Annotated in this window: 20 protein-coding genes; 12 read left to right on the top strand and 8 right to left on the bottom strand. The window is 61.5% G+C overall.

Annotated features, from left to right (window positions below; all coding sequences use genetic code 11):
* From dapF to lptM, 3 genes are read right to left on the bottom strand one after another with little or no spacing between them, the layout of a single operon-like run.
* Nucleotides 1-831: a diaminopimelate epimerase gene (gene dapF / locus HX875_RS15100; protein ID WP_177043743.1), complete on the bottom strand. Its 831-nt coding sequence runs from the start codon at nt 829-831 to the stop codon at nt 1-3.
* A gap of 4 nt (nt 832-835) precedes the next feature.
* Nucleotides 836-2,083: a diaminopimelate decarboxylase gene (gene lysA, locus HX875_RS15105; protein WP_177043744.1), complete on the bottom strand. Its 1,248-nt coding sequence runs from the start codon at nt 2,081-2,083 to the stop codon at nt 836-838.
* A 9-nt stretch (nt 2,084-2,092) separates the two neighbouring features.
* A complete protein-coding gene (gene lptM / locus HX875_RS15110) occupies nt 2,093-2,254 on the bottom strand; it encodes an LPS translocon maturation chaperone LptM (RefSeq protein WP_003208801.1) in 162 nt (53 codons plus the stop codon).
* 239 nt (nt 2,255-2,493) lie between these two features.
* On the opposite strand from lptM, the gene cyaY reads away from it, so the two are divergent.
* From cyaY to rnk, 3 genes are all read left to right on the top strand, one after another.
* Nucleotides 2,494-2,826: an iron donor protein CyaY gene (cyaY, locus tag HX875_RS15115; protein ID WP_177043745.1), complete on the top strand. Its 333-nt coding sequence runs from the start codon at nt 2,494-2,496 to the stop codon at nt 2,824-2,826.
* A gap of 2 nt (nt 2,827-2,828) precedes the next feature.
* Nucleotides 2,829-3,047: a DUF1289 domain-containing protein gene (locus HX875_RS15120; RefSeq protein ID WP_177043746.1), complete on the top strand. Its 219-nt coding sequence runs from the start codon at nt 2,829-2,831 to the stop codon at nt 3,045-3,047.
* A 131-nt stretch (nt 3,048-3,178) separates the two neighbouring features.
* Nucleotides 3,179-3,589 (top strand): nucleoside diphosphate kinase regulator, encoded by a 411-nt coding sequence (gene rnk / locus HX875_RS15125; protein ID WP_010168013.1) that lies wholly within the window; start codon nt 3,179-3,181, stop codon nt 3,587-3,589.
* On the opposite strand, the gene HX875_RS15130 is transcribed toward rnk, so the two are convergent.
* The 3 genes from HX875_RS15130 to HX875_RS15140 all read right to left on the bottom strand — a co-directional run bounded on the left by HX875_RS15130 (nt 3,586) and on the right by HX875_RS15140 (nt 7,276).
* On the bottom strand, nt 3,586-6,426 hold the full coding sequence (locus HX875_RS15130; protein WP_177043747.1) for a class I adenylate cyclase: 2,841 nt from the start codon (nt 6,424-6,426) through the stop codon (nt 3,586-3,588). The two genes, rnk and HX875_RS15130, sit on opposite strands and share 4 nt — an antisense overlap.
* Before the next feature lie 168 nt (nt 6,427-6,594).
* On the bottom strand, nt 6,595-6,843 hold the full coding sequence (locus HX875_RS15135; protein ID WP_177043748.1) for a TIGR02647 family protein: 249 nt from the start codon (nt 6,841-6,843) through the stop codon (nt 6,595-6,597).
* Between the two features lie 148 nt (nt 6,844-6,991).
* Complete coding sequence (locus HX875_RS15140; protein WP_088422102.1) at nt 6,992-7,276, bottom strand: hypothetical protein; 285 nt, start codon at nt 7,274-7,276, stop codon at nt 6,992-6,994.
* 125 nt (nt 7,277-7,401) lie between these two features.
* Between HX875_RS15140 and HX875_RS15145 the strand changes: the two genes are divergently transcribed.
* Nucleotides 7,402-8,061 carry a glutathione S-transferase family protein gene (locus HX875_RS15145; RefSeq protein ID WP_177043749.1) on the top strand — a complete coding sequence of 220 codons (660 nt, stop codon included), beginning with the start codon at nt 7,402-7,404 and terminating at the stop codon, nt 8,059-8,061.
* Between the two features lie 144 nt (nt 8,062-8,205).
* Here HX875_RS15145 and argH read toward each other — a convergent pair whose 3' ends face one another.
* The gene (gene argH, locus HX875_RS15150; protein WP_177043750.1) at nt 8,206-9,600 is read right to left on the bottom strand and encodes an argininosuccinate lyase; all 1,395 of its coding nucleotides are present in this window, start codon (nt 9,598-9,600) and stop codon (nt 8,206-8,208) included.
* A 564-nt stretch (nt 9,601-10,164) separates the two neighbouring features.
* On the opposite strand from argH, the gene HX875_RS15155 reads away from it, so the two are divergent.
* The 7 genes from HX875_RS15155 (at nt 10,165) to HX875_RS15185 (ending at nt 16,563) form a co-directional block, all read left to right on the top strand.
* A complete protein-coding gene (locus HX875_RS15155) occupies nt 10,165-10,911 on the top strand; it encodes a LytR/AlgR family response regulator transcription factor (protein WP_177043751.1) in 747 nt (248 codons plus the stop codon).
* A 138-nt stretch (nt 10,912-11,049) separates the two neighbouring features.
* Nucleotides 11,050-11,991: a hydroxymethylbilane synthase gene (gene hemC / locus HX875_RS15160; protein ID WP_177043752.1), complete on the top strand. Its 942-nt coding sequence runs from the start codon at nt 11,050-11,052 to the stop codon at nt 11,989-11,991.
* The gene (locus HX875_RS15165) at nt 11,988-12,755 is read left to right on the top strand and encodes a uroporphyrinogen-III synthase (protein ID WP_177043753.1); all 768 of its coding nucleotides are present in this window, start codon (nt 11,988-11,990) and stop codon (nt 12,753-12,755) included. Before hemC ends, HX875_RS15165 begins: the two co-directional genes overlap by 4 nt.
* Nucleotides 12,756-12,773: 18 nt before the next feature.
* Nucleotides 12,774-13,892 carry a uroporphyrinogen-III C-methyltransferase gene (locus HX875_RS15170; RefSeq protein ID WP_177043754.1) on the top strand — a complete coding sequence of 373 codons (1,119 nt, stop codon included), beginning with the start codon at nt 12,774-12,776 and terminating at the stop codon, nt 13,890-13,892.
* Nucleotides 13,893-13,897: 5 nt separating this feature from the next.
* Entirely contained in the window at nt 13,898-15,139 is a 1,242-nt protein-coding gene (locus HX875_RS15175) for a heme biosynthesis protein HemY (RefSeq protein WP_177043755.1), read from the top strand.
* A gap of 237 nt (nt 15,140-15,376) precedes the next feature.
* Entirely contained in the window at nt 15,377-15,898 is a 522-nt protein-coding gene (locus HX875_RS15180) for a disulfide bond formation protein B (protein WP_177043756.1), read from the top strand.
* A gap of 206 nt (nt 15,899-16,104) precedes the next feature.
* A complete protein-coding gene (locus tag HX875_RS15185) occupies nt 16,105-16,563 on the top strand; it encodes an Rsd/AlgQ family anti-sigma factor (protein ID WP_008439329.1) in 459 nt (152 codons plus the stop codon).
* A gap of 52 nt (nt 16,564-16,615) precedes the next feature.
* Here the strand turns inward: HX875_RS15185 and HX875_RS15190 are convergent, their stop codons facing one another.
* Nucleotides 16,616-17,281 carry an FKBP-type peptidyl-prolyl cis-trans isomerase gene (locus HX875_RS15190; RefSeq protein WP_177043757.1) on the bottom strand — a complete coding sequence of 222 codons (666 nt, stop codon included), beginning with the start codon at nt 17,279-17,281 and terminating at the stop codon, nt 16,616-16,618.
* Between the two features lie 192 nt (nt 17,282-17,473).
* Between HX875_RS15190 and HX875_RS33325 the strand changes: the two genes are divergently transcribed.
* A partial coding sequence (locus tag HX875_RS33325; RefSeq protein WP_218171940.1) for an AlgP family protein occupies nt 17,474-18,084 on the top strand: 611 nt, incomplete at its 3' end.

An 18,084-nucleotide genomic window follows, 5' to 3' on the forward strand; every position in this document is an offset into this window, starting at 1 on the left:
TCATAGACGGACCTGTCCTTCGTAGACGCGTGTGGCCGGGCCGGTCATTTTCACCGGTTGGCCGGGGCCTGCCCATTCGATGGACAAACGTCCGCCGGGCAGGTCGATCAGCAGCGGCGAATCCATCCACCCCTGGCTGATGGCGGCGACGGCAGCGGCGCAAGCACCGGTGCCGCAGGCCTGGGTTTCGCCGGCACCGCGTTCCCAGACGCGCAACTGCGCACGGGAACGGTCGATGACCTGCAGGAAACCCACGTTAACCCGCGCCGGAAAGCGCGGGTGGTTTTCGATCTTCGGCCCCAGTTCATGAACCGGTGCACTGTTGATGTCATCCACTCGCAGCACGGCGTGGGGGTTGCCCATGGACACGGCGGCCAGGTTGACGGTCTTGCCGTCCACGTCCACCGGGTAACTCAGCGCTTGCTCGGTAGCCTGGAACGGAATGTCCGCCGGCACCAGCCGTGGTGCGCCCATGTTGACGCCGATCTGGCCGTCGCTGCGAATATCCAGCTCGATGATGCCGCTTTTGGTCTCGACGCGAATCTGCCGTTTGGCGGTCAGGCGCTTGTCCAGCACAAAGCGGGCGAAACAGCGGGCACCGTTGCCGCACTGTTCCACTTCGGAGCCGTCGGAGTTGAAGATCCGGTAACGGAAATCCACTTCCGGGTTGCTCGGTGCTTCCACCAGCAGCAACTGGTCGAAGCCGACACCGGTGTGCCGGTCGCCCCACAGCTTGGCGTGTTTGGGCAGGATGTGCGCGTGCTGGCTGACCAGGTCGAGGACCATGAAGTCGTTGCCCAGCCCGTGCATCTTGGTAAAACGCAGCAACATGACCTTACTCCGGCAGCAGGCTTTCGCCAGCAAACAACTCGGCTACCGTCTCGCGGCGACGCACTTCAAACGCTTGATCACCGTCCACCAGCACCTCGGCGGTACGCCCGCGGGTGTTGTAGTTGGAGCTCATGACAAACCCATAGGCACCGGCCGAATGCACGGCCAGCAGGTCGCCTTCTTCCAGGGCCAACTGACGTTCCTTGGCCAGGAAGTCGCCGGTCTCGCAGATCGGGCCGACGACGTCGTACGCGCGGCCAACGCCTGCACGTGGCTTGACGGCCGTCACGTCCATCCAGGCCTGGTACAGGGCCGGGCGGATCAGGTCGTTCATCGCCGCGTCGACGATGGCGAAATCCTTGTGCTCGGTGTGCTTGAGGTACTCGACCTGAGTCAGCAGCACGCCGGCGTTGGCGACGATGTAGCGGCCCGGCTCGAACATCAGCGTCAGGTCGCGGCCTTCGGTGCGCTCGCGCACGGCCTTGATGTAGTCGCTGACCAGCGGCGGCTCTTCATCGCGATAACGCACGCCCACGCCGCCACCGAGGTCGATGTGGTGCAGGTAGATGCCGCACTCGCCGAGGCGGTCGATCAGCGCCAGCAGGCGGTCGAGGGCATCGAGGAACGGTGGCAGGCTGGTCAGTTGCGAGCCGATATGGCAGTCGACGCCCAATACTTCCAGGTTCGGCAACTGGGCGGCGCGGATGTACACGTCCTCGGCGTCTGCAATGGCGATGCCGAACTTGTTCTCTTTGAGTCCGGTGGAAATGTATGGGTGAGTGCCGGCGTCGACGTCTGGGTTGACCCGCAGGGAGATCGGCGCGCGAACGCCCATCTCGGCGGCCACCACTTGCAGGCGCTCCAGCTCGTCGGTGGATTCGACGTTGAAGCAGTGCACGCCCACTTCCAGGGCGCGGCGCATGTCTTCGCGGCTCTTGCCGACACCGGAGAACACTATTTTGTCAGCCTTGCCGCCGGCGGCCAGTACACGCTCAAGCTCGCCACGGGACACGATGTCAAAACCAGCGCCCAGGCGCGCCAGGACATTCAGTACACCCAGGTTGGAGTTGGCTTTTACGGCGAAGCACACCAGGCTCGGCGTGCCTTCCAGTGCGTCGGCAAACGAGCGGTATTGGGCTTCGATGTGGGCACGGGAATACACGTACGTCGGGGTGCCAAAGCGCTCGGCAATGGCGGACAGCGCGACACCTTCCGCGAACAGCTCGCCGTCCCGGTAGTTAAAAGCGTCCATGATGTTCCCTTAGTAGGTGTCGTGCTTGTGCGCTTTGGTTTGCGACGACTGCGCCTGTTCATTCGGGTCTTTGCTGTCATCGGGCAGATACAGCGGGCCTTTTTGACCACAGGCACTAACGAGGCAAGCGACCGCGACGAGCGCAGCAAGGGAAGAGATCAGGCGCTTCATGGCGAAATCCTTGAATATGCATTAATTGCGCCCGAGTATACCGACCACCTGCCGGATTGCCTATGCGCCGAAATACCCGTCCGGCGGGGCTTTGCCGAGTTTGTCGCGATTGCGCTTACATCAGTTGAGGATAATTCACACGGCTTCGGGTAATGAAATCGGTATCCTTTGCAATCATGATGGCGCGTCCGTATTGTGCGGCGCTTGAGCGAGACCAGACACTTTTCGAGGTTCCCACAATGAGTTTGACCGAAGCGCGTTTTCACGACCTGGTGGATTCGACCCAGCAAGCGCTGGAGGATATTTTCGACGACAGCGGCCTGGATGTGGACCTGGAGAACTCGGCCGGTGTACTGACCGTCAAGTTTGAAAATGGCACCCAGCTGATTTTCAGTCGCCAGGAGCCTCTGCGTCAGCTATGGCTGGCGGCGCGTACCGGTGGTTTCCACTTCGATTACGATGAAGAAGAAAACCGCTGGACCCACGACACCACCGATGAGCTGCTGAGCGAAATGCTCGCGCGCCTCACCCAGGAACAAGCCGGCGTCGAGCTGGACTTCGACGAGATCTGATCGTGACGCAGCCCGCACCTGTACGCCCGCCCAAGCCGCTGTTCAGCAATGTCAGCCCGGCGGTGCCGTCACCTTGTATCAGTTTATGTCGGCTGGATGAGCAGAAAGTCTGCCTCGGCTGCTTCCGCCACGTGGAAGACATCCGTGAATGGCGCTCTGCCGATGATGCGCGGCGCCGCGTGATCGTCGCCCAGGCCGAGCAGCGCAAGGCCTCCACCTGAGGCCGTCTTGTTTATTTATTGTGCTGTGGTAGTGTCCGGGTACACCTCAACTCATCGAGGTCCGTGAGAACCCCGCCTTTTCCTGGCGGGGTTTTGCTTTTTTGTGCAGAAAAAAGGAGTCTGCCTGAATCATGACCGCACCTTCCATCATCCTCACCCGTCTTGACGTGCAGCGTCTTGAGCAACTGATCGACCGTGTAGGCGAGGCGTCGCCGGGGGTTGAAGCCCTGCAACACGAACTCGACCGCGCCGAAGAAGTGGTTGGCCACGATGAAGTGCCTGCAACTGTCGTGACCATGAACTCCAGCGTGCATTGCCGTGAACAAGGCAGTGGCAAGGACTATCACCTGACCCTGGTCTACCCCAAGGACGCGAACGCCGACGAAGGCAAGATATCGATCCTGGCGCCGGTGGGCAGCGCGTTGCTGGGTCTGCAAGTCGGCCAGCACATCGACTGGCCAGCGCCGGGCGGCAAGACCCTCAAGCTTGAATTGCTCAGTGTCGAAGGCCAGCCAAAAGACGGCGGCGCGTTCTCGCTTTAAACCTGGTTCAGCGCTTCATTGAGCGCCAGTTCCAGATCAGCCTTGTAGCGCAGGTACAGATTGCTCGGGCTTTGAACATCACCGAGCAGGCCGGACAGGTCCAGATCGGTGATGTAGCAGCGGTAGCGCTCGGCCTCCTGGCGTTGCCCGACGATTTGCTGGGCGACCACCGCAAACAGCTGGTCGCCAAATTCCAGCTCGGAAAACTCCCGTTGATTGCAGTACAAGGTGATGCCCACCTGGCCCGGTGCTGCCTTGCCGATAATCGCCTGCACGTCGTAGAACGGTTTGTTGGCCGGGGTTTGCGGCGCCGGGCGTGGTTCAGCCCGGCGTGCGCGACTGCTGCCGGACGGCAACAGCTGGTAATACAGGATTTGCACCGCGCCCAGCGGCTGTTGCGGGTCCAGCGGCAGCAGTGCGTCGCGGCGATAAATGATCGACTGCAGGAAACGCTGTAACGGCACCAACAGGCTTTGCTCGTCGTGAAACGGCAGGCGCTGCTGCCAGAGTGCGTTGAATTCATCCAGCACGTACAGCTCGGCGACCCCCTCGTTGATTCGGTAGAACACCTGTACGCAGTCGGGCAGGCCCATGGGCAGCAGCAGTGCCAGGTCGTGGTCTTCCAGGGCCATGGTATCGAGGTGCAGCGGGCTGTAGCTGGCCTGTTCTTCGCTGAGGTAGGCGATCAACGCGTCCTGGGTCGCCAGTGACACATGGTTGGCCTGGCCGGGCGTCAGTTCCATCACGTGGTAGTGCTGTTGCACCTGCACCAGGTAGCGATGGTTTTCCTGGCCCAGCAGCAGGTTTTGCGCGGTGTCGAAGATTTCTTCCACGCGCTGGGCGATGAATTGTGCGCGGTTGTGACAGAAGCAGCGTACCCGCAACCGTGGCAAATGATCGGCGGGTAGCTGATTCAAGTAGTCCCGCAGGCAGTCGAGCAGTGCGTGGGGGCCGTCGTAGCGACTGACCATCACCTCGTTCCAGCTGTTGACGGTGACCTGGTCCAGGGTCAGCACCAGGTTTTCCCGTACGCCCGCATAACTCAGGGAGTCGGTGCGCTCGGTGGTCATCAGGATGTTCAGGTCGCGGTGATGCTTGAGCGGGTCGACACCGACGTTGATCAGCAGCAGCACTTCCTCGGGCACTGCCGAGCGCAGCAGGCGTTCCTCATCCACGCTGGCCAAAGGCAGCACGACAGTCTGTTGCAGGCTGCCCAGCAGGTTGAACAGCTCGAACTCGGTCATGTCACTGCTACCGGGATGCAGCGCCAGGCGGGTACTGCTGTCGATCACGCCGTTGCGGTGGCACCAGGTGAGCATTTCCAGCAGGTCGCGGCTGCGCTTGATCGGCGCAAAATGCTCCCATTCCAGAGCGGTCAGGCTGCCGTTGTACAGGCCCCAGTGATACTGGCCCGGCTCTTTGCGGTTGGGCGACTGCACCAGCGTCAGGGTGTCTTCGGCCAGGTCCGGGGCGATGCCGGGGTTGATGAACTCGACCTTGCCGGCCTTGCGCTCGAACGCGGCGTAGAGGCGTCGGCCCAGCACATTGAGGTCGCGCTTGTTGATCAGGCTGACGGTCTGTTCGGTGCGGGCAAACTGAGTCAGGAAGCGGTAGCTGTAGTTCAGCTCGTTGACCAGCGCCCGGCGCTCGGAGGCCACCTGGCGGACTTTCCATTGGCTGCGGCTGTCCAGCAGGGCCAGTTGGCGCTGGTCCCAACCCCACTCATGGGCCAGGCGCTCCAGCAGCAAGCGCTGCCAGCCGGATGCGCGCTGGCCGGCCGTGAGTTTGCGGTTGACCTTCAGGTACAGGCTGCGCCGTACCAGTTCCAGGCGTTCCGGCTCGTTGCGGGCCTTGAGGTATTCCTCGATCCGGCGGTAGACCACGATGTACGGGTCCAGCTCGTCCAGGTCCATCTGGTTGGCAAACACCGCCCGCTTGAAGCGCAGGCTCAGGCACTGCACCTTCGGGTGCTCGCTGGCGTAGACCTCGGTCAGCAGGAGTTTGAGCACCGACTTGTAGGGCGATTCGATGCCCTTGAACAATTGCCACAGGCCGGCGCCGATAAATTCACCCGGCGGGATGTGGGCCAGGTGGCCCAGGTCGAGGGTTTCGTCGGCGCGGATAAAGCGCTTGGAGATCAGCGCATGGGTGAATTCGGCGTAGCGGGTTTCTTCGTACACCGGCACCAGCCACCAGATCGGCGTGCGCCCGGCCAGCCAGATGGCGGTGCGGTAGAACTCGTCCAGCAGCAGGTAATGCTGGCTGGTGCCGCAGTCTTCGGAGCTCAGTTGGGTGTCACGCTCGCCCTGGATAAAGCGCGTCGGCTCGATCAGGAAGAAGTGCGCCTCGGCGCCCATGCTCAGGGCCCAGGTTTCCAGCAGCTGGCATTTTTTGCGCAGCTCGGCCAGTTCGTTTTCCCCAAGATCGGCGGCGTGGCAGACCCACACGTCCATATCACTTTGATCGGCCTGGGCCAGTGTGCCCAGGCTGCCCATCAGGAACAGGCCGTGAATCGGTCGCGGCGGGTTGCCGTGCCGGGGCTTGTAGGAAAACGTGCGGGTCAGGCGCTGGGCCTCGGCCAAGGCTTGTGCGTCGGGTTCAAAATTCGACAGGCCGGCCGGCGTACTGCCCGACACATAGCCCGGCAGCAGTGGGTGATTGACGTGGAAAAACAGTGGCAGCAGCGTCAATACGCTTTGCTGGCGCGGCGTCAGCCCTTCAACGGCCCGGGCCATGCGGCCCTCGTTCAGGGCCAGAAACCGCGCGCGCAACTGGGCCAGCACCTTGCGGTCGATGCCTTCGTCCAGGTCGGGGCGGATTTCGTGGGTGCGGGTCATGTCGAACTCGGTGGCTCGCAGGGCCCGACGTGGGCGGCCGTTGGGGAGTTTACAGCCAGTAGCGTAGGAGGTTTAGCGGGAATTTGTTTTTGGCGCCGGAATTTTATCCCGGGCGCAGGAATGCCCGCGGAATCCGTGAAAAGAGGATCCCGTGGGCGATACGAAATGTCAGGCGGCTTCTTTGGCGGTGTTCAGAATAGTCAGCAGGCTTTGTGCGTGTTCGGCAGCATCCCGGCCGAGGCTGGTGAGGTAACCACCGTCTGGCTGGTCGATCAGGTCTTTATCAAACAGGCGCCGGGCAGCGGCAATGGCAGTGGGAGCGGCAGTCTGATGAACTTTCAGACCTTCCTGGGAGCTGCCCAGGTTGAAGAGTGCAAGGATTTCCAGTTCGGCAACCAACTCAGGGGTATACGACATAAGGACTCCAGACTTTCTAGGAATTTTTAGACGTTAGCAGCCATAAGGTGAACGCACTTTGGCGGCCTGTCCAGTCGGAACTCATGCGGCGTTGATGTAGGGCAGGATTGTGGCCAGCAAGAGTTTGCTGGCCAGCGCGGGGTGGCGCTTATTGCTTCTCGGGCGGCAGCTCTGGCAGTGCGCGCAAGGTAGTTTCATACCATTCGGTATTGAAGGCGCGGTCTTCTTCGAGCAGGGCGTCGATTTCGATGGCCAGGACGTGGGCCATCATTTGCAGGATGTCTTCGCGCTCGTAGCCCACCAGGGTCAGCTTGTTGAACGTGGCCTTGGCGGCGGGCGGGTTGTCGCTTTCGATCTGGTTTTCGATCGCTTCAATCAAGGTGGTCTCGGCGAACTCTTCTTCGTCGTTGTCGATATCGGTTGGCTCGCTCATGGCAGGCTCCTGAAGGAAAGGGCGCCAGTCTACCCCCATTCACTCGGGTGATGCTGCTGGCCAGGCGTGGCATCCCGATCTATAACCACTGCTGCCAACCCCGTACACGGCCTGGAGGCTTTGTGATGCTCAAGCTTTATGGATTTTCGGTCAGCAACTACTACAACATGGTCAAGCTGGCGCTGCTGGAGAAAGGTCTGCCCTTCGAAGAGGTGCCGTTCTACGCAGGCCAGACCCCTGAAGCCTTGGCCGTGAGCCCGCGGGGCAAGGTGCCGGTGCTGGGTGTCGAGCAAGGGTTCATCAATGAAACCAGCGTGATCCTCGAATACCTCGAACAGACCCAGGGCGGGCGTTCGCTGCTGCCGAGCGATGGGTTCCAGCGGGCCCAGGTGCTGGCGTTGTGCAGGGAGATCGAGCTGTATATCGAGTTGCCGGCCCGGGCGTGTTTCGCCGAGGCGTTTTTCGGGATGCCGGTGCCGGAGGCGATCAAGGACAAATCCAGGGCTGAGCTATTGCTTGGGGTTGCGTCACTGGGGCGGCATGGGAAGTTCGCGCCGTATGTGGCGGGGGACAGTTTCACGATTGCGGATTTGTATTTCGTGTACAGCGTGGACCTGGCGTGTGCCGTGGCCGGGAAGCTGTTCGGGCTGGATCTGTTGGCTGAGATGCCGAAGGCCAAGGATTTGCTGGCGCGCTTGCAGGCGCTGCCGAATGCCCAGCGGGTGGCGGCGGACAAGGAGGCGGCGATGCCGGCGTTTATGGCGATGGTTGCGGCGAAGAAATAAAGACTGCTTTTGTGGCGAGGGAGCTTGCTCCCGCTGGGCGGCGAAGCGGCCCCAAAAATGGGACTGCTGCGCAGTCCAGCGGGAGCAAGCTCCCTCGCCACAGGTTCAGTGTTCGCCCTTATTTGCCGGGTACTTACCTTTGGGTTAGCGGCTGGCGAGCAACGCCTGGCCGCGAACCACGGCAGCCTTCACCTGCGCCGGTGCAGTCCCGCCGATATGGTCACGGGCATTCACCGACCCTTCCAGGGTCAGTACCGCAAAGACGTCCTGCTCGATCTGGTCGCTGAACCGGCGCAGTTCTTCCAGGCTCATTTCCGCCAGGTCCTTGCCAGTGTCCACGCCGTACTTCACCGCATGCCCGACGATTTCGTGGCAGTCGCGGAACGGCAGGCCACGGCGTACCAGGTAGTCCGCCAGGTCGGTGGCAGTGGAGAAACCGCGCAGGGCCGCTTCACGCATGATGGCGTGCTTGGGCTTGATCGCCGGGATCATGTCGGCAAACGCCCGCAGCGAGTCGCGCAGGGTATCGGCGGCGTCGAACAGCGGTTCCTTGTCTTCCTGGTTGTCCTTGTTGTAGGCCAGCGGCTGGCCTTTCATCAGGGTCAACAGGCCCATCAGCGCGCCGAATACCCGGCCGCTTTTGCCGCGTACCAGTTCCGGCACGTCTGGGTTTTTCTTTTGCGGCATGATCGAGCTGCCGGTGCAGAAGCGGTCCGGCAGGTCGATGAACTGGAATTGCGCACTGGTCCACAGCACCAGCTCTTCGGAGAAACGCGACAAGTGCATCATCGCAATGCTGGCCGCGGCGCAGAATTCGATGGCGAAGTCACGGTCCGACACGCCGTCCAGGGAGTTACCGCCCACGGCGTCGAAACCCAGCAGTTGCGCGGTGTATTCGCGGTCGATCGGGTAGGTGGTGCCGGCCAGTGCGGCGCTGCCCAGCGGCATGCGGTTGGCGCGCTTGCGGCAGTCCACCAGGCGCTCGTAGTCGCGGCTGAGCATTTCGAACCAGGCCAGCAGGTGGTGGCCGAAGGTCACAGGCTGCGCGGTTTGCAGGTGGGTGAAGCCGGGCATGATGGTGCCGGACTCACGCTCTGCCTGTTCCAGCAGGCCTTTTTGCAGGCGGGTGATTTCCGCCAGGATCAGGTCGATCTCGTCCCGCAGCCACAGGCGGATATCGGTGGCCACCTGGTCGTTACGGCTGCGACCGGTGTGCAACTTCTTGCCGGTCACACCGATGCGGTCGGTGAGGCGGGCCTCGATGTTCATGTGCACGTCTTCCAGGTCGACGCGCCAGTCAAAGGTGCCGGCTTCGATCTCGCCACGGATGGTGGTCAGGCCGTCGATGATGCTGTCGCGCTCGGCGTCGGTCAGCACGCCGACCTTGGCCAGCATCGTGGCGTGGGCGATCGAGCCCATGATGTCGTGGCGGTAGAGGCGCTGGTCGAAGGTGACGGAGGCGGTGAAGCGCGCGACGAAGGCGTCGACGGGTTCACTGAAGCGGCCGCCCCAGGACTGGTTGGTCTTGTCGGTGCTCATGGATTCGCTCGTGATCTGCTGGAAAGAGGGCATGAAAGTGTGGCGCCGATAATAACAGGGTTGCCCCCGGAGGCGATGATGCCGGGGCGCGGCATTTTTATTTGTTTCCAAGATGGCTAAGTGCCTTGCTCCCGGCCTCGCGCAGGACGAGACTGGAGCCAGGACCGAACGGGGGTTTAAAACTTGCGGTCCTGGGCCTGGCAAAGCGTGTTTATTGAAACGATATTTGACGATTGAGCAATATCGTCTTCGCGAGCGTCTACAGTTGCACTGATAGAGCATCGCGCTGACAGAAGGTGCATTGCACCAATGCCGGGCGATGAGGTCGAACTCCAGGCTATCCATTAGAGAGGGGGTGTTCGTATTGTGTATCAGCAAACCCTACGACGATGCCCGAAGGCAGCAGGCTTTGGGCGCGATTGAACAGGTCCGGGTAAATATTGGTGCCACTCTCGGGGCACTTTTTGCCGCTCGCGCTAGTCTTAGCGTGGATCGCCGTGACGGAAGTCACCGCACCTGTCTACGCTATCCTTGTGCGAGACTCACGCAGGAATCCAGCGCAATATGAATGTCCTGATCGTTGATGACGAACCCCAAGCCCGCGAGCGACTGAGCCGTTTGGTCAGTGAACTCGAGGGTTACAGTGTCCTTGAGCCGAGCGCCACCAGTGGCGAGGAAGCCTTGGCCCTTATTGACAGCCTCAAGCCGGATGTCGTTTTGCTCGACATCCGCATGCCGGGCCTTGATGGCTTGCAGGTAGCTGCCCGCCTGAGCGAGCGAGAGTCGCCGCCTTCGGTGGTGCTGTGCGCCTCCCAGGATGAGTTCTCTTCCGAGGCCCTGGATGCCAGCGGCGTCAGCTTCCTGGTCAAGCCGATCAATGCCGATGCACTGCTTCGTGCCTTGAAGAAGGCCGAGCGTCCCAACCGTGTCCAGCTCGCCGCCTTGACCCAACCCGCAGCCCAGGGCGGCAACGGGCCGCGCAGTCATATCAGCGCCCGCACCCGTAAGGGCATCGAGCTGATTCCTTTGGACCAGGTGGTCTATTTCATCGCCGATCACAAGTACGTGACCTTGCGTCACGAGGCCGGTGAAGTGCTGCTCGATGAGCCGCTCAAGGCCCTGGAAGACGAATTCGGCGACCGCTTTGTGCGCATCCACCGCAACGCGCTGGTGGCCCGCGAGCGTATCGAGCGCTTGCAGCGCACGCCGCTTGGGCACTTTCAGCTGTTCCTGAAAGGCCTCAATGGCGACGCCCTGATCGTCAGCCGGCGCCATGTCGCCGGTGTGCGCAAGATGATGCAGCAACTTTAGCCCGAGGGCTGAGGCGAGCTTCACCGCCCATATCCCGGTGCGACGCGGCCAGGGAGGCCCCGCACTTGCTGATTCAAATCAAAGCGCCTTTGCCTGAGCTGTTATTATCTGCCGTATCTATTCAGTACGGATTGATCCATGTCCTCTCGCGAAATCCGCATCGCCACCCGTAAAAGCGCCCTGGCCTTATGGCAGGCCGAGTACGTCAAAGCACGCCTTGAGCAGGCCCATCCCGGCCTCAAGGTGTCCCTGGTGCCCATGGTCAGTCGCGGCGACAAGCTGCTTGATTCGCCATTGTCGAAAATCGGCGGCAAGGGTCTGTTCGTCAAGGAGCTGGAAACCGCGCTGCTGGAGAACGAAGCCGACATCGCCGTGCATTCGATGAAAGACGTGCCCATGGACTTCCCTGAAGGCCTGGGCCTTTTTTGCATCTGCGAGCGCGAAGACCCGCGTGACGCCTTCGTTTCCAATACCTACGCCTCCCTTGATGAATTGCCCCTGGGCAGCGTCGTCGGCACCTCCAGCCTGCGTCGCCAGGCACAGTTGCTGACCCGTCGCCCGGACCTGCAGATCCGCTTCCTGCGGGGCAACGTCAATACCCGCCTGGCCAAGCTCGACGCCGGCGAATATGACGCGATCATCCTCGCGGCAGCCGGTCTGATTCGCCTGGGCTTCGAAGACCGCATCACCTCGGCCATCAGTGTCGAAGACAGCTTGCCAGCTGGCGGGCAGGGTGCCGTAGGTATCGAATGTCGCACCGCCGACAGCGAAATCCATGCGCTGCTCAAACCCCTGGATCACCACGACACTGAAGTTCGCGTCACCGCCGAACGTGCCCTTAACAAGCACCTCAACGGTGGCTGCCAGGTGCCGATCGCCTGCTACGCGGTGCTTGAGGGCGAGAACCTCTGGCTACGTGGCCTGGTGGGTGACCCGAGTGGCGGGCTGCTGCTCACCGCAGAGATTCGCGGGCCGCAAAGCGAGGCGACCAGCCTCGGTATCAAAGTCGCCGAAGAACTGCTGGAAAAAGGCGCCGGTGCCATCCTGCAAGCCGTGTACGGCGAGGCCGGTCCGCAGTGACGCAATGGCGTGTGCTGCTGACGCGGCCTGGCGATGAGTCGGCCGCCTTGGCGGCGACGTTATCCGAAGCAGGCATCTTCAGCAGCAGCCTGCCATTGCTGGAGATTGAAGCGCTGCCCGTCACGCCTGAACAGCAGGCGGTTTTTCGCGAGCTGGACCGTTATTGCGCGGTGATCGTGGTGAGCAAGCCGGCGGCGCGCCTCGGCGTGCAGTTGCTGGCTCAACACTGGCCGCAGCCACCGGCCGTACCGTGGTTCAGCGTCGGCGCTGCCACGGCGCAGGTCCTGGCGGATCACGGCCTTGATGTCAGCTATCCCCAGGACGGCGATGACAGCGAAGCCTTGCTTGAACTAGCCGCCTTGCGCGAGGCTATCGCACGGCCCGCTGCCCGGGTGCTGATCCTGCGGGGCGAGGGCGGGCGCGAGCTGCTGGCTGAGCGTTTACGCGAGCAAGGTGCTAGTGTCGACTATCTGGAGTTGTATCGCCGTTTCCTGCCGGATTACGACAGTGCAACCCTGACCCGGCGCATAAACGTGGAACGCTTGAACGGCGTGGTGGTCAGCAGTGGGCAGGGTTTTTTACACCTGCAGGCCCTGGCTGGCACAGAGTGGCCCCAGGTGGCCCGGCTGCCGTTGTTCGTGCCCAGCCCGCGAGTCGCCGAAATGGCGCGTGCCGCTGGCGCGCAAGAAGTTGTGGATTGTCGTGGCGCGAGTGCCGCGGCTTTGTTAGTGGCGTTACGGAGCGTTTCCGTTCCCACTCTCTAATACGCAAAGGATGGATACGTGAGCGAAACAGCCTTGCCTAAAGATGAAGCTCAGCCCGTGCTTGAAGCGCCTGTTGAGACACCGGTCACCACCGCTCCGCGCCGTGGCAACGGCCTGGCCATCGTGGCCTTGTTGCTCGGTGCTGCTGGCGTTGCCGCCGGTGGCTGGGGGATCTGGCAGGTCCGCGCACTGCAGGCGAGCAGCCAGCAACAGCTGGGCCAAGTGCAAACCCTGGATGACCAATCCCAGAGCCTCAAGCAGAGCCAGCAGCAGTTGTCGGCACGCTTGGGGCAACTGCCAGGCGCTGATGAACTGGAAGAGCGCCGCCGGCTGGTGGCGCAATTGCAGGGCGATCAACAGCGCTTGAGCCAGCGCCTGGAAACCGTGCTGGGTGCCAGCCGCCAGGACTGGCGCCTGGCCGAGGCCGAGCACCTGATTCGCCTGGCCAGCCTGCGTCTGTCTGCCTTGCAGGACATCAACAGTGCGCAGGCGCTGGTCCAGGGCGCCGACGAGATCCTTCGCGAACAAAGCGACCCGGGCTCCTACGCCGCGCGTGAGCAGTTGGCCAAGAGCCTCGCTGCCTTGCGCAGCCTTGAGCAGCCGGACCGCACCGGGCTGTATCTGCAACTGGCGGCATTGCGCGATCAGGTGGTGCAACTGGCGGCCATCGCCCCGGAATATCAACTCCCGGAAGCCGCCAATGAGGGTCGCCCGACCACCGATACGGACAGCCGCTGGAGCCAGTGGTGGGAGCAGATCTCGCGGTATTTCCGCATCGACTTCAACCCGGATGACAACATTCGCCCTCTGTTGGCAGGTCAAGGCCTGAACCAGGTGCGCCTGGCCCTGAGCCTGGCGCTGGAGCAGGCGCAGTGGGCGGCACTCAACGGCGAGCCGGCGGTGTACAGCCGATCCCTGGGCGAGGCCCGCAGCGTGTTGCAGGACAACTTCAATCAGGACAACCCGCAAAGCAAAGCCATGCTGGCCCGTATTGCCGAGCTCGAGCCCAAGGCCGTCTCGGTGGTGACGCCGGACCTGGCCGCGAGCCTGGCCGCCGTGCAGGCTTACCTTGACCGTCGCCACCTGTCTGCCGAAGAAGCCAAGGCTTCCGCTGGCAAACCGGCGACCCAGGAGTAAAGCCGATGAAGCGTTTCTATGTGATCCTGGTGCTGGCGATTGCGATCGCCCTGGCACTGGCTGTGGGCATTTCGAAACACACCGGCTACGTGTTGATTACCTATCCCCATGTGCTGCATTACGAGTCCGGGCTGTGGTCGACGCTGGTGGCGCTGTTTGCCATCGGCCTGGTGATCTATTTGGTCCGGGTGCTGCTGGGCCTTGTGCTGACCTCCGGTGGCGTGGTCAATCCGTGGTCGCGACGCAACCGCAGCCGCCGGGTCCAGGTCGCCATTGAGCAGGGCCAGATGGACCTCGCCGAAGGGCGTTGGGCCAGTGCCGAGCGTCACTTGCACCGTGCTGCCGAAGCCGAACGCCAGCCATTGCTGTATTACCTCGGCGCTGCCCGCGCAGCCAACGAGCAAGGGCGTTATGAGGAGGCGGACGGCTTGCTGGAGCGTGCCCTTGAACGTCAGCCCCAGGCCGAACTGGCGGTGGCTTTGAGTCATGCGCAGTTGCAGATGGACCGTGGCGACACTGACGGTGCCCTGGTCACCTTGCAGGCCATGCATGAGCGTCATCCCCATAACGTCCAGGTATTGCGTCAGCTGCAGCGCCTGTATCAACAGCGCGGTGATTGGTCTTCGGTAATCCGGCTGTTGCCGGAACTGCGCAAGGACAAGGTGCTGCCACCTGCCGAACTGGCCGACCTCGAGCGTCGCGCCTGGGGCGAGAACCTGACCCTGGCTGCCCAGCGCGAAGAGCTGGGCGAGGCGGGCCAGCAGTCTCTGGAGCGAGCGTGGCAACAACTGACTTCAGCCCAGCGCCAGGAGCCACAACTGGTGCTGGCTTACGCCGAACAACTGCGCCAATTGGGCGCAGACGCCAAGGCCGAAGAAGTGTTGCGCGGTGCGCTCAAGCGCGAATACGACAGCCATCTGATCAGGCTCTACGGTTTGCTGCGTGGCAGCGACTCGGCGAAGCAGTTGAAGTTTGCCGAAGGCTGGCTAAAGGATCATCCAGGCGATGCCAGCCTGTTGCTGACCCTCGGGCGCCTGTGCCTGCAAAACAGCTTGTGGGGCAAGGCGCGGGACTACCTGGAAAGCAGCCTGCAGGTGCAGCGCAACCCTGAAGCTTGCGCCGAACTGGCGCGCCTGTTGGCGCAGTTGGGCGATACCGAGCGCAGCAACCAATTGTTCCAGGAAGGTCTGGGCTTGCTGGACAAGCGTTTGCTGGCATCCCCGCTGCCGGTACCGGCCCGGGTTTGACGTAGGAAACAGCGTTAGGGTTGGCTCAGAAATGTCTGGCGGCCAACCCTTCGATGCCACCCACTAGCTGTAGTCAATACGGCTTGTAGTAAACTCCTACACAGACGCGCGTTTAATCACTCTGCTTTTGGCGGGATATCCCTACGCTCTCGCGGAATCGTCTGCTCTGGCGCGTATTGAAAGGGGTAAGGCCTTTCCTCTACCGTAACTACCTATCTCTTGCGTTGCGGATAAACAATGTCTTTGGCCCCCTCACGCTCCCTCTTCCTCCTGGCTTTTTTGGCTGGTGCGCTGACGCTGGGCGCGTCCTTTTACCTGGAATATGCCGCGCTTTTGCGTCCTTGTTTCCTTTGCCAGGTGCAACGAGTTCTTGTGGCAGCCTTCACACTGATCAACCTGGTGGCGGCAATTCACGGGCCCAGGCGGTTCGGGATCTACCTGTATTGGCTGGCGAGCATGGGCTGTGCCGTATTGGGCGCCATCACTGCCGTACGCCAGGTGCTGTTGCAAAATACGCCGCCGGAACAGCTACCGACCTGTTGGCCCAGCCTCCAATACATGATCGAAAACCTGTCGCTGCGGGAGGCGTTGGCGCTCGTGTTCAAGGGCACCGTCGACTGTGTGGAAATCAACTGGACGCTGTTCGACTTGAGTATTCCCGAGTGGAGCCTGCTGTTCTTCGTGGCCATGCTGATCCTTGGCGTGACGCAGTTCTCGCGGTTGCTGCTGAGCCAGCGTTTTGGCCTTGCGCGGCACTGACCGGTGCCCGCGGGTTGTAGGAAGGGATTAAACACTTGTATGAACTTTCTCTCCTGCGTACCTTGATGCCATAGTCGTGCGGGCATAATCTGGCCCGCACGCGTTATTGAAACAGACTGTTCGATGCACCTTTGCCCGGTGGCCGCTTTAACCTTGAAGTGTTGCGCGGGCAGCGGGCGGCGCCCCTATAGGGAAGAGAGATCATCATGCTGGAAAGTTGTCAGAATGCTCAGGAACGCTGGGGTGGGGTGCACAAACTGATCGATGGTTGGTTGAAAGCGCGTCACGAACTGGTTCGGGCCTTTGATGCTCTCGGTGCCAAGCCCGAAGCGCTAAGCGAGAACCGCAAGCCATTGCAGGAATTCTGCGGCGTCTTGGTGGATTACGTCTCGGCGGGGCACTTCGGTGTCTACGAGCAGTTGACCAAAGAGGCCGAGGCCTTCGACGATCAACGTGGCCTGGACTTGGCCGAGACGATTTACCCGCGCATCGACGTCATCACCGAGAAGCTGCTGGCGTTCAACGACCTGTGTGATGCCGGCAAGTGTGTTGCAGAAAAATTCAAAGAGCTGGGCGGTTTGCTTCACGAGCGTTTCGAGCTGGAAGACTGCCTGATCGAAGTGCTGCACAACGCTCACAAGGAAGAGTTGACGGCCAAGGCCTGACTCGTCGCTACACAAAAAACGGTGCGCATTGCGCACCGTTTTTCGTTTGGGCTCAGGCGCCCGCGGCGAGCAACTCGATCTCGAATACCAGTGGCGTATAAGGCGGGATCAACTCGCCGGCACCATCAGCGCCATAGGCCTGGTTGGATGGAATCACCAGGCGCCATTTCGCGCCCACCGGCATCTGTTGCAACGCACTGCGCCAGCCGCTGATCACACTGTCCAGACGAAACCACTGCGGCTGCGTGCTCTTGTCGAAGACGGTCCCGTCGGGTAGTCGCCCCACGTAATTCACTTGCACGCGATCATCGGCCGCCGGTTTTTTTCCGCTGCCGGGGGTCAGTTCGGTCAGCAGGATGCCGTCTGCCAATTCGCGCACACCAGTTTTGGATTTCTCGCTCGCCAAAAATTGTTGCTCTGCCGCGAGTGCCTGTTCACTTTGTGGCGCCCGATTGTCTGGCGCGTTTTGCGCTTCGTGCTGGGCGAGGATCTGTTCGATGCGGGTGTCGTCCAGGGCCAGTGGCTTGCCTTGGTAGGCCTGTTTGAGTCCGTCGATCAGCGCCTCCATCTGCAGGCCCGGCATCTCCTGGCGCAGGCGTTCACCCAGGCTTGCGCCCAGGCTGTAGGCCAGGTCGTGGTCATCTTTGGACGGGGATTTCTCGCTCGCGTTGGCCGCTGAAAGCGCCACGCTCAACACTAAAAAAAGGTAACGCGACATGGGCGTTCTCCAGCCGAAAGTGCGATGGATTATGCCAGTGTGAATGCTTAAAAAGTGGCGTGGATTTTCGTTATATCGATAAGAATTTTCGTGCGGTGCAACGCAAGCCATTCGATACTGTCAACATGCCCTAGCGGCGGTAAGAGCAGAGGGCTAGTATGAGCCGCACCCACGTCAGCCAGGAGGTAAACCATGTCGGCCAAACAGAAGCCTGTAAATACCCCGTTGCATTTGCTCCAACAACTTTCGGGCAGCCTGCTCGAGCATTTGGAAAGCGCCTGTTCACAAGCCTTGGCTGATGCTGAGAAGTTGCTCGCCAAGCTTGAAAAACAACGCGGCAAAGCTCAGGAAAAACTGCACAAATCCCGTACCAAACTGCAAGGCGCAGCAACCGCTGGCAAAGCCAAGGCACAAGCCAAAGCCAAGGACGCCGTCAAAGAACTTGAGGACCTGCTCGACGCCCTCAAGGATCGTCAATCCGAAACCCGCACCTACATTTCCCAACTCAAGCGTGATGCTTCCGAGAGCCTGAAACTGGCTCAGGGCATTGGTCGTGTGAAGGAAGCTGTCGGCAAAGTGCTGAGCACCCGTGCTCCGGCCAAAGCCGTTGCAGCCAGCGCGGCGAAAAAGCCTGCCAGCAAAGCAGTCGCCGCCAAGGCACCTGCAAAAGCTGCGACCAAGCCTGCGGTAAAAGCACCGGCTAAACCGGCTGCTAAAACTGCTGCTGCGAAACCAGCTGCCAAGCCAGCCGCTAAAACTGCTGCTGCCAAACCGGCCGCCAAGCCAGCTGCTAAAACCGCTGC

Origin of the sequence: Pseudomonas yamanorum, assembly GCF_013386765.1 — a bacterium.
Classification (GTDB): Bacteria; Pseudomonadota; Gammaproteobacteria; order Pseudomonadales; family Pseudomonadaceae; genus Aquipseudomonas; species Aquipseudomonas yamanorum_A.

Coding starts and splice junctions, on each gene's coding strand:
- lptM (WP_003208801.1), bottom strand. CDS start 2,254: ATGAAGCGCCTGATCTCTTCCCTTGCTGCGCTCGTCGCGGTCGCTTGC.
- HX875_RS15145 (WP_177043749.1), top strand. CDS start 7,402: ATGCTCAAGCTTTATGGATTTTCGGTCAGCAACTACTACAACATGGTC.
- HX875_RS15155 (WP_177043751.1), top strand. CDS start 10,165: ATGAATGTCCTGATCGTTGATGACGAACCCCAAGCCCGCGAGCGACTG.
- HX875_RS15140 (WP_088422102.1), bottom strand. CDS start 7,276: ATGAGCGAGCCAACCGATATCGACAACGACGAAGAAGAGTTCGCCGAG.
- hemC (WP_177043752.1), top strand. CDS start 11,050: ATGTCCTCTCGCGAAATCCGCATCGCCACCCGTAAAAGCGCCCTGGCC.
- HX875_RS15185 (WP_008439329.1), top strand. CDS start 16,105: ATGCTGGAAAGTTGTCAGAATGCTCAGGAACGCTGGGGTGGGGTGCAC.
- dapF (WP_177043743.1), bottom strand. CDS start 831: ATGTTGCTGCGTTTTACCAAGATGCACGGGCTGGGCAACGACTTCATG.
- HX875_RS15180 (WP_177043756.1), top strand. CDS start 15,377: ATGTCTTTGGCCCCCTCACGCTCCCTCTTCCTCCTGGCTTTTTTGGCT.
- cyaY (WP_177043745.1), top strand. CDS start 2,494: ATGAGTTTGACCGAAGCGCGTTTTCACGACCTGGTGGATTCGACCCAG.
- HX875_RS15130 (WP_177043747.1), bottom strand. CDS start 6,426: ATGACCCGCACCCACGAAATCCGCCCCGACCTGGACGAAGGCATCGAC.
- HX875_RS15175 (WP_177043755.1), top strand. CDS start 13,898: ATGAAGCGTTTCTATGTGATCCTGGTGCTGGCGATTGCGATCGCCCTG.
- HX875_RS15190 (WP_177043757.1), bottom strand. CDS start 17,281: ATGTCGCGTTACCTTTTTTTAGTGTTGAGCGTGGCGCTTTCAGCGGCC.
- HX875_RS15135 (WP_177043748.1), bottom strand. CDS start 6,843: ATGTCGTATACCCCTGAGTTGGTTGCCGAACTGGAAATCCTTGCACTC.
- rnk (WP_010168013.1), top strand. CDS start 3,179: ATGACCGCACCTTCCATCATCCTCACCCGTCTTGACGTGCAGCGTCTT.
- lysA (WP_177043744.1), bottom strand. CDS start 2,083: ATGGACGCTTTTAACTACCGGGACGGCGAGCTGTTCGCGGAAGGTGTC.
- argH (WP_177043750.1), bottom strand. CDS start 9,600: ATGAGCACCGACAAGACCAACCAGTCCTGGGGCGGCCGCTTCAGTGAA.